The sequence below is a fragment of the Streptococcus nakanonensis genome (genome assembly GCF_059738785.1).
Genome location: NZ_AP027139.1, coordinates 681,381 through 696,230, shown reverse-complemented (window position 1 = coordinate 696,230; position 14,850 = coordinate 681,381). Strand labels below are relative to the sequence as shown.

Here is a 14,850-nt window from a genome sequence, read left to right as displayed (position 1 = left end):
AACTCTTTCCATTATACCATAAAGTAGCTAAATCCCCTATTTTCAAAGAAATTCGCTATCTCTTATTCGAACTTCTTGGATAAGTACAGAACTAAATCATCATTATTTTGAATAGTAGCATTCATTTCCAACGGCTGATTTCGATACCAAACGCCTGAACCATCTGGAATATAGCCTCGTTTGATGTACAATCTCTGGGCAGGTCCATAGCCTGAGTGCAAACCTACACCCAACGTCACTCTGTCTGAAAAAAACTTAACTCGATTTTCTGCTTCTTCTAGCAGTTGACTCCCAATCCCTTGATTTCGAAAAGGTTCAAACACATTAAAATCTGATAATTCTGGATAGACTTCTGCAAAAGGACCATGTTTAGCAGAGGGCAAAATGGTAACGTAGCCCGCTACAGCACCATCAATCTCTGCAACTAAGACTTCTCTCTCCCCACTTTCCTGTTCCAGAAAATATCTAGCCAAAATTTCCTCTCTACCAGGCCAACCTTGATTGATAAATCCATGAGATAAGGATTCAATATCAGACTTAATCATATTTCTAATCGTACAATTCATCTTTGACTTACCCACCTTTACTCTTTTTATTACCATTATAGCACGCCAAGGTCAGAAAAAAACTATTTCGTGAAAAAGAGGTCCAACTGGACCTAAACTCGCTCTCTTATTTCAAAGCTCGTGAAAAAAAGACCCAACCGGGTCTTTTCTTTAATCTTCGTTTACGAAAGGCATCAAAGCCATTACGCGAGCGCGTTTGATAGCTGTTGTTACTTTACGTTGGTTTTTAGCTGAAGTTCCTGTTACACGACGAGGAAGGATTTTCCCACGTTCTGAAACGAAACGGCTAAGAAGCTCAGTATCTTTGTAATCAACATATTCAATTTTGTTTGCTGCGATGTAATCAACTTTTTTACGGCGTTTGAATCCGCCACGACGTTGTTGAGCCATGTTTTTTCTCCTTTATAATTTTAGTTGTCCATTAGAATGGTAAATCATCATCTGAAATATCCAAAGGATTTGTTGCTCCAAATGGATTTTCATCACGTGAAAAGTCTGGTACTGAATTTGTAGGTGCTGAATAGTTTGCAGTTGGGGCAGAGTAAGCTCCACCTGTATGACCTTCACGCACACTACGGCTTTCCAACATTTGGAAATTCTCAGCCACGACCTCTGTCACGTAGACACGTTGTCCTTGCTGGTTATCGTAACTACGAGTCTGGATACGGCCTGTCACCCCGATAAGTGAGCCTTTTTTAGCCCAATTAGCAAGGTTCTCAGCCTGTTGGCGCCACATAACGACATTGATAAAATCAGCCTCACGTTCGCCATTTTGACTCTTAAATGTACGGTTTACTGCAAGAGTAAAAGTCGCAACTGCTACATTTGATGGGGTATAACGTAACTCAGCGTCACGTGTCATACGCCCTACAAGTACAACATTGTTAATCATAGTTTACCTTCTTACGCGTCAATTTTGACGATCATGTGACGAAGAATGTCAGCGTTGATTTTTGAAAGACGGTCAAACTCTTTAAGAGCTGCATCGTCGTTTGCTTCAACGTTAACGATGTGGTAAAGTCCTTCACGGAAATCTTGGATTTCGTATGCAAGACGACGTTTTTCCCAAGTTTTTGATTCAACAACAGTTGCACCGTTGTCAGTCAAAATAGAGTCAAAACGTGCTACCAAAGCGTTTTTAGCTTCTTCTTCAATGTTTGGACGAATGATATAAAGAATTTCGTATTTAGCCATTGATATGTTCCTCCTTTTGGTCTAATGACCCCAAGACTTTGCAAGGGGTAAGTGAGGTTCGCTCACAATAAACTATTATACTAGAAAAAATTTTTTTACGCAAGTAAAAACTCTGAAATTCGAAAAAACGCCACATGGGCGTTTTCCTGTTCTTACGGTTTAATACGGTGCAACATACGTGGGAATGGAATAGCTTCACGGATGTGTTTTGTTCCTGCCGCGAAGGTTACCATACGCTCGATACCGATACCAAATCCACCGTGTGGAACTGTACCGTATTTACGAAGGTCAAGGTAGAATTCGTACTCTGTACGATCCATACCAAGTTCATCCATCTTAGCTACAAGAGCATCGTAGTCTTCCTCACGCATAGACCCACCGATAATTTCTCCATAGCCTTCTGGGGCAAGCAAGTCTGCACAAAGCACGCGCTCTGGATTTCCAGGAACTGGTTTCATGTAGAAGGCCTTGATGGCTGCTGGATAGTTCATGACAAATGTTGGCACACCAAAGTGGTTTGAAATCCATGTTTCATGTGGTGAACCAAAGTCATCACCATGTTCCAAATGCTCGTAGTCAGCATCTTCATCATTTTCATGCTCTTGTAAAAGGTCAATGGCTTGATCATAAGTGATACGTTTGAAGGGCTCTGCAATGTAGCGTTTCAAGAGCTCTGTATCACGTTCCAAGGTTTCCAAGGCTTGAGGCGCACGGTCAAGAACACCTTGAAGAAGAGCTTTCACATAAGCTTCTTGCAAGTCGAGTGACTCATCGTGTGTCAAGTATGAGTACTCTGCGTCCATCATCCAGAACTCAGTCAAGTGACGGCGCGTTTTTGATTTTTCGGCACGGAATACTGGACCAAAGTCAAAGACACGACCAAGAGCCATAGCTCCTGCTTCTAGGTAAAGCTGACCTGACTGGCTCAAGTAGGCTGGAGTACCGAAGTAGTCTGTTTCAAAAAGTTCAGTTGAATCTTCTGCTGCATTTCCTGAAAGAATTGGGCTATCAAATTTCATGAAGCCGTTCTTGTCAAAGAACTCATAAGTTGCATAGATAATAGCGTTACGGATTTGCATCACAGCCACTTGCTTACGAGAACGAAGCCACAAGTGACGGTTGTCCATCAAGAAGTCTGTTCCGTGTTCTTTTGGTGTGATTGGGTAGTCTTGAGATTCACCGATCACTTCGATGTCTGTAATGTCCAACTCATAACCAAATTTAGAACGTTCATCTTCTTTGACAATTCCTGTCACATAGACAGACGTTTCTTGGCTCAAGCGTTTGATAACATCAAACTTCTCAAGTCCTACTTCTTCACCAAATTTTTCGACAAAGTTTGGTTTAAAGGCTACACCTTGAAAGAAGGCTGTTCCATCACGCAATTGCAAGAAGGCGATTTTCCCTTTTCCTGATTTGTTGGCAACCCAAGCGCCAATCGTCACTTCTTGACCAACATAGTCTTTTACATCAATAATCGTTACACGTTTTGTCATTATTTTTCCTTTTTCTTTTTTATTCTTTATGGCAAACCACTTCTATATTGTTCCCATCTGGGTCAATCACAAAAGCAGCGTAGTAAATCGGTTGCTCACTGCGATAACCAGGAGCTCCATTGTCTCGCCCACCTGCCTCTAAACCAGCCTCATAACAAGCTTGAACCTCTTCCTTATTTTCTGCTAAAAAAGCAAAGTGAATAGGATTTTGCTTCCCCTGAGCCAGCCAAAAATCACCACCAGGATGAGGGCTGTTTGGGGCAAGAAAACTGATTAGAGAAGTAGTCTTAAAAGCTAATTTATAGCCCAAAGGAGCAAGAAAACTCCTATAAAATCCTTCTGAAATTTGTAAATCCTTTACCTTAATTTCAAAATGATCAATCATTCTCACTACCCATAAATGCTTTCAAGCGTTTAACTGCTTCTTTAAGCGTGTCTAGGTCTGTCGCATAGCTGAGGCGGACATTTTCTGGTGCTCCAAATCCTGCTCCTGTAATCAAGGCCAGACCAACTTCTTCAAGAATAGCCGTTGTAAATGCTGTTACATCGCTATAACCTTTCATCTCCATAGCTTTTTTAACATTTGGAAAGAGATAGAAGGCTCCTTGCGGTTTGACTACTTCAAATCCAGGCACCTCACATAATAGCGGATAAATGGTATTGAGACGCTCCTCAAAAGCCAGACGCATGATGTCAACAGAATCCTGTGGTCCTGTTAAGGCTTCAATAGCCGCATATTGAGAAACAGCAGTTAGGTTAGAAGTTGTTTGACCTGTCAATTTGCTCATAGCAGCAATGATTTCTGGATCACCCACTGCATAACCTACCCGCCAACCTGTCATGGCATAAGCTTTTGATACACCGTTAATGACAATGGTTTGCTTGCGAATGGCTTCTGATAGACTAGAGATTGGTACGAACTCATTCCCGTTATAGACCAAACGACCGTATATATCATCAGCTAAAATCAGAATGTCATGCTCAACTGCCCAATTTCCGATAGCTAGTAATTCTTCACGAGTATAAATCATACCAGTCGGATTAGATGGTGAATTAAGAACCAAAACCTTTGTCTTATCTGTCCTAACTAGTTCTAGTTGATCCACCGTAACTTTAAAATCATTGTCTTCTTTAGCTTGAACAAAAACTGGAATCCCTTCTGCCATCTTGACCTGATCTCCATAGCTGACCCAATATGGAGTTGGGATGATGACTTCATCACCTGGATTGACCACAGCCATAAAGAAAGTATAGAGTGAGAACTTAGCACCGGTAGCAAAGGTAACCTCATTACTTGCGACAGAATAGCCATAGTAGCGCTCGAAGTAGGTGTTCACCGCAGCTTTTAATTCTGGTAGACCTGAAGCTACTGTATAGAAAGAAGCACGTCCATCTCGAATGGCTGCAACAGCTGCATCTTGAATATTTTTGGGAGTATGGAAATCGGGCTGACCTAAAGTTAAGAAAAGTACATCTTTTCCTTCAGCCTTTAACTTCTTTGCTCTTGCATCACTAGCCAGAGTCACACTTTCTTCCATTTCTAAAACACGGTTGGATAGTTTCATAGGCCCTCCTTATTGACCAATGCTCCTGTTTCAAAATCTACTAGATAAAAATCAGATCCTGACTTGACTTCCCAGATTGGCTTTTCTTGATAACGGCCAAAGGTAATCTTGTCAATCTCGCCAGCTCCTTTTTCCTTAGAAACCGCTTCTGCTTTTTCTTGTGAAACACCCTGATTTAGCTGATAAACGTAAATCTTATGGTCATCTTTTCCAATCAGGACAGCAAGTGCTTCTTGTTTTTTATTACGACCAAGAACGCTATAATAAGATTCCAAGCCATTGTATAAGTCAACCTGATCAGCCTGCTCTAATCCTGCATACTGCTGAGCTAATTTTTCTCCTTCACTTTTAGCTGTTTGATAAGGTTTCATACTCAGAAACACTAGATACAGAAAGGAAGCACTGATAACCACAAACAAAATCGTCATCCCTAGACCATACTGCCACAGTAGATTATTTTTTGCTTTATTTTGTCTTTTTTTCACTCGTCTATTTTACCATCTATTGGGCTTTATTACAAGTGAATGCAAGAACAAACCTATATTATTTCTTCCTTCAAACAAAACAGATTTTTCTTATTTAAAACCGAGCAAGAAAAGTAAAGACAGCTCCAAAATCAACCTATTAAAAAACCTGAGCTTGGCACTCAAGTTTTTAAAAGTTCTTTTAATTTATGGAATCACTTTATCATCCATTCTTTTAGCCATTTTTCCTAAAAATACAGGGAGTAGAAGGCTAATCAAGACTAAAAAGAATCCTAGATAAAGAAATGTTACCACAAAGCCTAAATGGTCAATCAACCAGCCTGTCAGTGGGAAAAACACAATCATACTCAAGCTAAACATCATAGAGTAGACACTCAGCATGGTTGCCCTTACTTCACTTGGAAGGCGCTCTTGCAAATCATTGTCAAAAATCGGCTGAAAAAGAGCATATAGAGCATTACTAATCAAATAAATCAAAATATAGATTAGAGGTGTTCCAAAGTAGGACAACATATAGGTGACGCCAGTCAGCAGGACGAGGATAGGGAAAAGCTTCAAGGCAGCAAAGTTCTTTCCAATCCTACTCGCTAGATAGACTGCGACGATATTCAAGAGACTACCAAGTAGCATAACTGCTGAAATTTGCCAACCACTTAAATCTGGTAACTGATTTTGATAGTAAAAGTAAAACATGCACATGAGTGTTCCGATAATCTGAGACAAAATCATCCAGTTGAACAGCATGGGATTTCGCTCCAACTCTTCCTTAACAGTCCAAATAATCTGTTTCATGCTCACACTATCAGCTTTTTCTAGCTTGACACTAGGTTCTTTCAGCATCCAAATCAGGAAAAGAACTATGATAGAAGTGGCAATCATGATACAGTAGGTCAGGTGCAATTGACCATGGACAAAAAATCCCGCCAACACTGTCCCCAAAGACCGAGTCCCTTCTGCCACTCCTGATAGGAAGCTTGAAATGGATAGGTAACGCTCCTTTAGTCCAGCCTCTACAGCTGAGTCATAGACCATTGCTGCACTCGTTCCTGAATCAAAATTATAAGACAAGGCACTTACCGCCATCGCTACGGCATAAATCCAAAAATTTCCCTGCCCAGCCAACATGAGAATAGAAGACAAAATCCCTGCTATTCGACTTAAATAAAGGTTGGTCTTATAGGAATAGCGGTCAGCCAACATTCCAGATGGAATTTCACAGAGAAGACTGGTCGCATGAAAGATACTCTCCAGAAGTCCAATCTGCCAAAGAGACATACCATTTTGACTGAGAAAGAGAATCCAAAAACTGGTAATCCCTAGAAATGCAAAAAACTCAACTCCGGCCATCAGGCCAATATTTTTCCGATAATTTCTTATTAACATCTTTTCTCCTTAACAAGTGTATTATTATTTCTTTTGTCCGTCACTTGTTAATCTATGCCTTACATGATCTCCACCCCTTTTATAAGCATTCTTCAATGCCATTATTGTTCCTTTAATGATTTATGAAATGATACCGGAAAATAGCTGTTCTGCGGTTTCTATTGCGAGTTTTCTTGTTTATTTTAGCACTTATGTCATCATATTACAAGAGAATGTTAGAATACTCTTCGAAAATCAAATGCATTCCAGTCGCAAGTGACTAGAGTTTCAGCAATTTTATAATTTTCAAATAAACTCTGAGCAAATTTCTTGCAAGTCCTTTTGTTTTGTTGTAATATATTTTATAACAACGAGAGACTTCTCGAAAATTTAAGAAAAAGGAGACACATCATGTCTAAAAAAGTATTATTTATCGTCGGATCCCTACGCCAAGGTTCTTTCAACCACCAAATGGCTCTTGAAGCTGAGAAAGCACTTGCTGGTAAAGCAGAAGTTAGCTACCTTGATTATTCAGCTGTTCCTCTCTTCAGCCAAGATTTGGAAGTTCCAACTCACCCAGCTGTAGCGGCTGCTCGTGAAGCGGTTCTCGCTGCAGATGCCATCTGGATCTTCTCTCCAGTCTACAACTTCTCTATCCCTGGAACAGTGAAAAACTTGCTTGACTGGCTATCTCGTGCCCTTGACTTGTCTGATACACGCGGTGCTTCTGCCCTTCAAGACAAGTTTGTCACCGTATCATCTGTAGCCAATGCAGGTCACGATCAACTCTTCGCTATCTACAAAGACCTCTTGCCATTTATCCGTACACAAGTCTTTGGTGATTTCACCGCTGCACGTGTCAATGACTCTGCCTGGGCAGACGGAAAATTGGTTCTCGAAGAAACAGTCCTAAACTCACTTGAAAAACAAGCGGAAGACTTGATCAATGCGATCAAGTAATACTCTTCGAAAATCAAATTCAAACCACGTCAACTTTATCTGCAACCTCAAAGCTGTGCTTTGAGCAACCTGCGGCTAGTTTCCTAGTTTGTTCTTTGATTTTCATTGAGTATAACTAAACTAACTAACATAATAAAAGCGAGCAAGACTACTTTTCTGACACTCAGAAGACTAGCTTGTTCGCTTTTTTTCTCATTTATAAACTAAAATAACTGATGATACATATTGTCAAATACAAAATATCTGATTTCTATACTTCCTTAACAAAAACCAATTCCTGTGGCTGTGACAAATCTTCTCGGTAGTTAAATCCCGCAAAGCTTAAGCGACGAGCTTCCTCTACTGTCTGTACTTGATTTTCTATCAGGGCTGTCAGGAAGGCACCACGCGCTTTCTTGGAAATAGTTGAATGAATTTTCAGCTGACCACCCTTGTCCTCCATAAATTTGAAGGTCACCATTTTTTCTCTGATTTCCTTAGAAAACACAGTCTCAAACTCGGACGACAAGAGGGAGAAAATTAGGTCTTCACCATTCATAGCCTCATCATAGGCTGCCTTCCAATGGCTCTTCAAAGTCTTACCAGCGACTTTCAACTTCATCAAAAAATCCAAACGGTGAGGTGCCATAGGTGACAAGGCTGGAACAACACCGTACAAAGCCGAAGTAATAAAGACATGATTTTCAAGATAGGCTTGTTCCGCCTCGGTCAATTTGTCTCGCTTGATATGGCGATACATGAGCCCATCAAAAAGTTTCAAGGCTGGGTAGTGTTGAGCAGTTTGCCTTTTCAAAGTTTGGATATGTTGAAATTCTTCCGCCGCCTTCTCAGCTGATACCTTGTAAAAACTCTCTAATTGACTAGCAGAATAGAGGGCCAAGGCATCCAGCACGGCCTGACTTTCTGGTTTTAAAGGGGCAGCTTGGATATTTGGCAAGTCTGTGTTCATTTCTTTTGCTGTTGGGATTAAAATTTTCATATTGATAGTGTAGCATATTTTTTAGCCACAACCAAGAAATTCATCTGATACTCAATGAAAATCAAAGAACAAACTAGGAAACTAGCCGCAGGTTGCTCAAAGCACAGCTTTGAGGTTGCAGATAAAGCTGACGTGGTTTGAAGAGATTTTCGAAGAGTATGAAAAACCTCGGTTTAACCGAGGTTTTTCTATTTATTTGGGCCATCCTAACCAGACAGCCACGAGAACAAGGGCTAGCCCAGCTAAACTTGTTAAGATAGATAAGAATTTATCTTTTTTCTCCTTGAACTGAGAAAAACCTATCTTCAAAGCGAGCAGTCCGAGTAGCATTGAAGCAACCATCAAATAAAAACCCATTTCTTTGTCCTCCATTAGGCTTAATTTACTTTATTATAACATATATTTCTTAAATAAACCTTTTTTACTGCACTTTAAAGGTCTTGAGATAGTTGTCTTTTCCTACTTGACCTTCGAAGATTTTACCATTTTCAAGGTAAGGAAGGTCATCAGATACAGAGGCCTTGACCTTGTAAATCTTGCCATCAACTTTAAAGAAGTAGACGGTGTCTCCCTTGATAACAGCTGATTTGAGGTCTGCTACCACACCCTTGATACTCTCTGTCGTTGCATTGTCAATTTCAAGGTCGTTTTTATTGGCATACTTGCTGAGCATCTCTTCCACTGTAGTAGCTACGATGACATTCTGGTACTCGACTGCGTCTACCAAAGCGTACTCTTTGACCAAGCCCGCATTGTCCTTCAAGCCCATGATATACAGAGGCTTATCATTGAGGTTGATGAGGATTGGGAAGGTCGCCTTGTAGGATTTCTCCTGAACAGCACCTTCGGCTGATTCACGGGCTGATTCTTCGGTCGCAGAAGCCAAGCTATACTTCGTGATTTCTCCTGTTCGCATATTTTCAAGGATGAAACCAAGATTACTTTCATCTGCATTAGCCGACGTCACACCTGTGTAGAGATAGATGTCATTGCCGATAGACAAGTAGTTATAGCCCTTGGTAGTCTGAGTCACGTTTTTCTTGGAAATCATGGCATTCCAAAAACCGTCCTTGTACTTGCCGTTGTAGTTGATTTGCTCGATGGTTTCCTCAGCTGGATAGACCCTGTCCACCCATTCTGGAACATCTGCCAAGCTGTATTCCTTGGTTTCTCCATTTGTGGCATCCAAGATAATAACTGAAACAGGACGAGGAACCGCCAGTCCAAATTGCTTTTGGTAAACCGTTGCTACATAGAAAGGATTACCCTCATCGTCCACCTCGAAAGATGGAGTTTTGAAGATCTTGGTTGGGTACTTCAAGCGCAGGTGACGCTTGACATCGCGGTTAAAATACTCCGAGTCCGAATACTTGATTGGTGTCTTCAAGTCCACCAAGTCCGCATTCCCGGTTACCATGTCCACCTTGATATACTCGCCGATTCCCTTGGCTTGATTATTAAACCACTTGATAGGATCTGCGTATTCTAGTGGCGTAACTCGATAAGGCTTCCCATCAATTGTCAATTGGGTATAGGTGTCTGCCGCTACGTACTGCGACACCTTATCTGTTAGGGACCCCAAATAACGGTCACCAATTTTTTCAGCAGTACTTCTATCTAAGATTGGAACCTTACTGGTGTCAGTCTTAGGAAATTCAGTAAAGTCTTTTTCCGTCACCGTGACTACATTGGCATAATTTTTAGCCTGAAAAATGCTGGAAGTCACCAAGGAAACCAAGGCTGCTAAGAGAAGAATTCCTCCAATCGAAGCTAACAGAATTTTCCCTAACCGATTGATTTTGAAACCCTCAAGATTTAAGGCAGCTTCCGCCTTGCCGTGGCGCACATGAACCGTTTTGACAAGGTTTATCCCCTTGCCAAAGCCAAATAAGATTGCTACAAGCAACATATGCCCACAGAGGAAGAAGAGAAATTCCCAGCTGGTCAGGTTAAGGGGCGGTAAAAAGATATACCAGGTCGTTGCGATAAAAATAAGTTCAAAGATTATCCGTTTCATTTGCTTTCCTCCTAAATGATTCGTCCTTCCAAGTGATCCAGTTCATGCTGGCAAATCTGGGCTGGGAAGCCTGTCAAGGTAATGGTCTGTTCCTGCCACTTGCTGTCACGATAAGCAACCCTTATGGTTTCATAACGCTTAGTAGGTCTCACACCTGTCAAGGACAAACAGCCTTCCTCTGTCTCATAAGGTCCTTCAAAGGACAGGAGCACTGGGTTAAACATAACCACAGGAACCAAGCCAAGATTAAAGATAATCACGCGCTTCTGCACCCCAATCATATTGGCAGCCAGACCAACGCAGGTCTCACGATTTGCTAAGAGTGTATCCTGCAAATCTCTGGCAAGATACAGATCATCCTGACTTGCCGGCTGAGATACCTGAGATAAAAACAAAATATCCTTCACAATTTTCTTTTCCACTTCCTCACACTCCTCTTACTTTTTACTATATTATAGCAATTATAGCACAAAAGCCAATAACTGCAAGCCCTTTCCTTCAACTGTAGCAAAAAGCCATCCGAAGATGACTTTTTTGCTACTTAATTTCTTTATAAGTTACTTCCATGCCACGATTAACAGCTGGACGATTGGCAATTTTTTCTGCCCATTTTACTAAATTCTGGTAACTTGAGGCATCCAAGAATTTTGCAGAACCTTGATAAAGGTTTCCTTGGACTAACTGTCCATACCAAGACCAGATAGCAATATCTGCAATCGTATAGTCATTGCCTGCAATATAAGGTTTCTGAGCCAATTCCTTATCCAATAAATCCAACTGGCGTTTCACTTCCATCGTAAAACGGTTAATAGGATATTCCAATTTTTCAGGGGCATAATTGAAGAAATGTCCAAATCCCCCACCTAGAAAAGGTGCTGCACCTGCTTGCCAGAATAGCCAATTCAAAACTTCTACCTTTTCCACAGGATTACTTGGTAAAAAGGTTCCAAATTTCTCAGCAAGGTATAAAAGAATATGAGCAGACTCAAAAACTCTTACATTTTCAGTCCCTGACTGGTCCAACAAGGCTGGAATCTTGGAATTTGGATTGAGCTTTACAAAGTCTGAACCGAATTGTTCCCCATCCATGATAGCAATCTTATACAAGTCGTAAGCTGCTTGCTCAAAACCAGCTTCTAGTAATTCTTCAAATAAGATAGTGACCTTCACACCATTTGGTGTTCCCAGTGAATAAAGCTGAAAAGGTTGTTCTCCTTTTGGCAAGTTTTGTTCGAAACGGGCACCTGCTGTTGGTCTATTTAAGCCCGTAAAGGCTCCTTGATTACTAGCTTCATCTTGCCATACGGTCGGTAATTGATAAGCTGACATCAGAAACCTCCCTTAAATCGCATTCTTATCAAAGCCGAGTTTACGTTGGATGAACTTAACGATTTCGACGATAATAATCATTGAGAAGCTTCCGCCCATAACGATTCCCCATTGTGACAAGTCTAGTTTTGTTACGTGGAAGATTCCTTCAAGCGGTTCTACGACGATTGTTGCCATGAGAAGGATGAAGGATACCAAGATAGACCAGTTGAAGGTCTTAGACTTGAATGGGCCAACTGTCAAGATGGATTGATAAACAGATTTCACATTGTATGCATGGAAGAGCTGAATCAAACCAAGGGTTGCAAAGGCCATCGTTAGAGCATCTGCATGAATGGCATGATTGTCACCCACATGAACTGGGTAAAGAAGGGCAAGTCCATAAACACTCATAACAATAGCTGCTTGGAGTACACCTTGATAGATGATAGAACTGAAAACACCACCTGAGAAGAAGCTTGCCTTGCGTCCACGTGGTTTATGGTTCATGACACCAGGCTCAGCAGGTTCAACACCAAGAGCAATAGCTGGGAAGGTATCCGTTACCAAGTTGATCCACAAAAGATGAACTGGCTGCAAAACATCCCAACCAAACAAGGTTGATAGGAAGATGGTCAATACTTCAGCAGTATTGGCAGAAAGTAAGTACTGAATAGTCTTTTGAATGTTTGAGAAGACCTTACGTCCTTCTTCCACTGCAACGATGATAGTCGCAAAGTTATCATCTGCAAGAATCATGTCAGATGCACCCTTAGAAACCTCTGTACCAGTGATTCCCATACCGATACCGATGTCTGCTGTTTTCAAAGCCGGAGCATCATTGACACCGTCACCTGTCATGGCAACGACTTTACCTTGTTTTTGCCAAGCCTTGACGATACGAACCTTGTGTTCTGGAGACACACGGGCATAAACAGAGTATTGACCAACTACTTTTTCAAAGTCTTCATCAGATAGTTCGTTGAGCTCAGCACCAGTTAAAACGTGGCTTTCGGTATCGTTTGCGTCAATGATTCCCAAACGTTTAGCAATAGCTTCTGCTGTGTCTTGATGGTCACCAGTAATCATGATTGGACGGATTCCAGCTTCCTTAGCCACACGAACAGCCTCAGCTGCCTCAGGACGTTCAGGGTCAATCATCCCAATCAAACCAGTAAAGATTAAATCATTTTCAAGCTCTTCAAAAGTGAGGTTTTCTGGAATGCTATCGATAATCTTATACGCACCTGCAAGGACACGTAAGGCTTGGTGGGCCATTTCAGAATTGTTTGTATGAATGAGGTTTGTAACCTTCTCGTCAATCGGAGCAATATCCCCAGCCTTATCACGAAGAACACAACGTTTCAAAAGTTGGTCTGGCGCACCCTTGACTGCTACAAGGAAACGACCGTCTGACAATGGGTGAACCGTTGACATGAGCTTACGGTCAGAATCAAATGGCAACTCAGCCACACGTGGATATTTCTCTAAGAAACCTTTAACATCGTAGCCCTTGTCCAAGGCATATTGGATAAAGGCTGTTTCGGTTGGGTCACCAATCAGGTTGCCTTCCACATCGATTTTCGTATCATTAGCCAAGACAACTGAACGAAGAAGGGGCATTTCAAGACCTAGTTCAATGTCATCAGCTGAATCATGTAGAACCGCATCGTAGAAGACTTTTTCGACGGTCATCTTGTTCATAGTCAACGTACCAGTCTTATCAGAAGCGATGATTTCAGTTGAACCAAGTGTTTCTACTGCTGGCAACTTACGAACGATAGAGTTTCGTTTTGCTAAAACTTGAGTACCAAGGGAAAGAACGATGGTAACGATAGCAGGAAGTCCTTCTGGAATGGCTGCAACGGCAAGGGCAACAGAAGTCAACAACTCACCAAGTGGACTTTTCCCTTGGATGAAGACACCCACTACAAAAGTAACAAGGGCAATGACCAAGATAGCATAGGTCAAGACCTTAGAAAGGTTGTTCAAGTTTTGTTTGAGTGGTGTATCCGTCTCATCTGCATCTTGGAGCATACCCGCGATATGACCAACTTCAGTGTACATACCTGTATTGACAACAACACCAAGACCACGACCATAAGTCACATTTGAGTTTTGGAAGGCCATGTTGACACGGTCACCAATACCAGCATCTGCAGCAAGTTCAACTGTCAAATCTTTTTCGACTGGCACAGACTCACCTGTCAGGGCAGCTTCTTCGATTTTAAGAGAGTTAGCTTCTAGCAAACGTAAGTCTGCTGGTACAACATCACCAGCTTCGAGAGCGACGATATCACCTGGTACTAATTCTTTAGAATCAATCTCAGCCATATGACCATCACGAAGAACGCGAGCAGCTGGACTAGACATGGATTTGAGGGCTTCGATCGCTTCTTCTGCTTTCCCTTCTTGGTAAACACCAAAGGCAGCGTTAATGATAACTACGGCTAAAATGATAATGGCATCTGCGATATCTTCCCCACCAGAAGTCACGACTGACAAGATTGCTGCCGCAACTAGGATGATAATCATCAAATCCTTAAATTGCTCGATGAATTTGACCAGGATTGATCGTTTCTCGCCTTCTTCGAGTTCATTGTGGCCAAATTCTGCAAGGCGCTTTTCCGCCTCACTTGATGACAAACCTTGCTCGGTCGCATCCACAGCCTTCAAGACCTCTTCAGGACTCTGAGTGTAAAACGCTTGGCGTTTTTGTTCTTTTGACATGTGTCTCCTCCTTGACATTGTGTGCAAAACAGACTCTCTTTTCCCTCATCGCATCTTTTCACGACAAACAAAAAGAGACCTGTTAATCATAACAAGTCTCGCTGTTTAAGATAGTGCCGGAAAGCATACTTTTCAGTATAAAATTCGGAATGACGACACTATCACAGGTTTCTGCCAGCTACTCCCTT

Annotated in this window: 16 protein-coding genes; 1 reads left to right on the top strand and 15 read right to left on the bottom strand. The window is 41.6% G+C overall.

Features of this window, described 5'->3' with window-relative positions; genetic code table 11:
- Nucleotides 1–62: 62 nt before the first annotated feature.
- The 9 genes from AC6I9F_RS03645 to AC6I9F_RS03605 form a co-directional block, all read right to left on the bottom strand.
- A complete protein-coding gene (locus AC6I9F_RS03645) occupies nt 63–566 on the bottom strand; it encodes a GNAT family N-acetyltransferase (RefSeq protein ID WP_262082079.1) in 504 nt (167 codons plus the stop codon).
- 150 nt (nt 567–716) lie between these two features.
- Nucleotides 717–956 carry a 30S ribosomal protein S18 gene (gene rpsR / locus AC6I9F_RS03640; protein WP_000068664.1) on the bottom strand — a complete coding sequence of 80 codons (240 nt, stop codon included), beginning with the start codon at nt 954–956 and terminating at the stop codon, nt 717–719.
- Nucleotides 957–987: 31 nt separating this feature from the next.
- Nucleotides 988–1,458 carry a single-stranded DNA-binding protein SsbA gene (gene ssbA / locus AC6I9F_RS03635; RefSeq protein WP_000609606.1) on the bottom strand — a complete coding sequence of 157 codons (471 nt, stop codon included), beginning with the start codon at nt 1,456–1,458 and terminating at the stop codon, nt 988–990.
- A gap of 11 nt (nt 1,459–1,469) precedes the next feature.
- Complete coding sequence (rpsF, locus tag AC6I9F_RS03630; protein ID WP_001151785.1) at nt 1,470–1,760, bottom strand: 30S ribosomal protein S6; 291 nt, start codon at nt 1,758–1,760, stop codon at nt 1,470–1,472.
- 152 nt (nt 1,761–1,912) lie between these two features.
- Nucleotides 1,913–3,256 carry an asparagine--tRNA ligase gene (asnS, locus tag AC6I9F_RS03625; RefSeq protein WP_000167160.1) on the bottom strand — a complete coding sequence of 448 codons (1,344 nt, stop codon included), beginning with the start codon at nt 3,254–3,256 and terminating at the stop codon, nt 1,913–1,915.
- Nucleotides 3,257–3,275: 19 nt separating this feature from the next.
- Nucleotides 3,276–3,641, bottom strand: a complete 366-nt coding sequence (locus tag AC6I9F_RS03620) for a VOC family protein (protein WP_261055040.1) — start codon at nt 3,639–3,641, stop codon at nt 3,276–3,278.
- A complete protein-coding gene (locus AC6I9F_RS03615) occupies nt 3,634–4,821 on the bottom strand; it encodes a pyridoxal phosphate-dependent aminotransferase (RefSeq protein ID WP_498022821.1) in 1,188 nt (395 codons plus the stop codon). The genes AC6I9F_RS03620 and AC6I9F_RS03615 overlap by 8 nt, the downstream gene beginning before the upstream one ends.
- Nucleotides 4,818–5,306, bottom strand: coding sequence for a cell wall elongation regulator TseB-like domain-containing protein (locus AC6I9F_RS03610; RefSeq protein WP_424846025.1), 489 nt, complete (start codon nt 5,304–5,306; stop codon nt 4,818–4,820). Before AC6I9F_RS03610 ends, AC6I9F_RS03615 begins: the two co-directional genes overlap by 4 nt.
- 186 nt (nt 5,307–5,492) lie before the next feature.
- Nucleotides 5,493–6,689 carry an MFS transporter gene (locus tag AC6I9F_RS03605; protein ID WP_498022819.1) on the bottom strand — a complete coding sequence of 399 codons (1,197 nt, stop codon included), beginning with the start codon at nt 6,687–6,689 and terminating at the stop codon, nt 5,493–5,495.
- Between the two features lie 390 nt (nt 6,690–7,079).
- Between AC6I9F_RS03605 and AC6I9F_RS03600 the strand changes: the two genes are divergently transcribed.
- Complete coding sequence (locus AC6I9F_RS03600) at nt 7,080–7,628, top strand: NADPH-dependent FMN reductase (protein WP_498022817.1); 549 nt, start codon at nt 7,080–7,082, stop codon at nt 7,626–7,628.
- A 250-nt stretch (nt 7,629–7,878) separates the two neighbouring features.
- Here the strand turns inward: AC6I9F_RS03600 and yaaA are convergent, their stop codons facing one another.
- The 6 genes from yaaA to AC6I9F_RS03570 form a co-directional block, all read right to left on the bottom strand.
- Entirely contained in the window at nt 7,879–8,607 is a 729-nt protein-coding gene (gene yaaA / locus AC6I9F_RS03595) for a peroxide stress protein YaaA (RefSeq protein ID WP_498022815.1), read from the bottom strand.
- Between the two features lie 192 nt (nt 8,608–8,799).
- Nucleotides 8,800–8,964, bottom strand: a complete 165-nt coding sequence (locus tag AC6I9F_RS03590) for a YczI family protein (RefSeq protein WP_138705830.1) — start codon at nt 8,962–8,964, stop codon at nt 8,800–8,802.
- Between the two features lie 64 nt (nt 8,965–9,028).
- A complete protein-coding gene (locus AC6I9F_RS03585; RefSeq protein WP_498022813.1) occupies nt 9,029–10,624 on the bottom strand; it encodes a hypothetical protein in 1,596 nt (531 codons plus the stop codon).
- A gap of 11 nt (nt 10,625–10,635) precedes the next feature.
- Nucleotides 10,636–11,046, bottom strand: a complete 411-nt coding sequence (locus tag AC6I9F_RS03580) for a peptide deformylase (RefSeq protein ID WP_020902508.1) — start codon at nt 11,044–11,046, stop codon at nt 10,636–10,638.
- 115 nt (nt 11,047–11,161) lie between these two features.
- The gene (yghU, locus tag AC6I9F_RS03575; RefSeq protein ID WP_498022811.1) at nt 11,162–11,953 is read right to left on the bottom strand and encodes a glutathione-dependent disulfide-bond oxidoreductase; all 792 of its coding nucleotides are present in this window, start codon (nt 11,951–11,953) and stop codon (nt 11,162–11,164) included.
- Nucleotides 11,954–11,965: 12 nt separating this feature from the next.
- On the bottom strand, nt 11,966–14,662 hold the full coding sequence (locus AC6I9F_RS03570; RefSeq protein WP_112445508.1) for a cation-translocating P-type ATPase: 2,697 nt from the start codon (nt 14,660–14,662) through the stop codon (nt 11,966–11,968).
- Nucleotides 14,663–14,850: the final 188 nt, after the last annotated feature.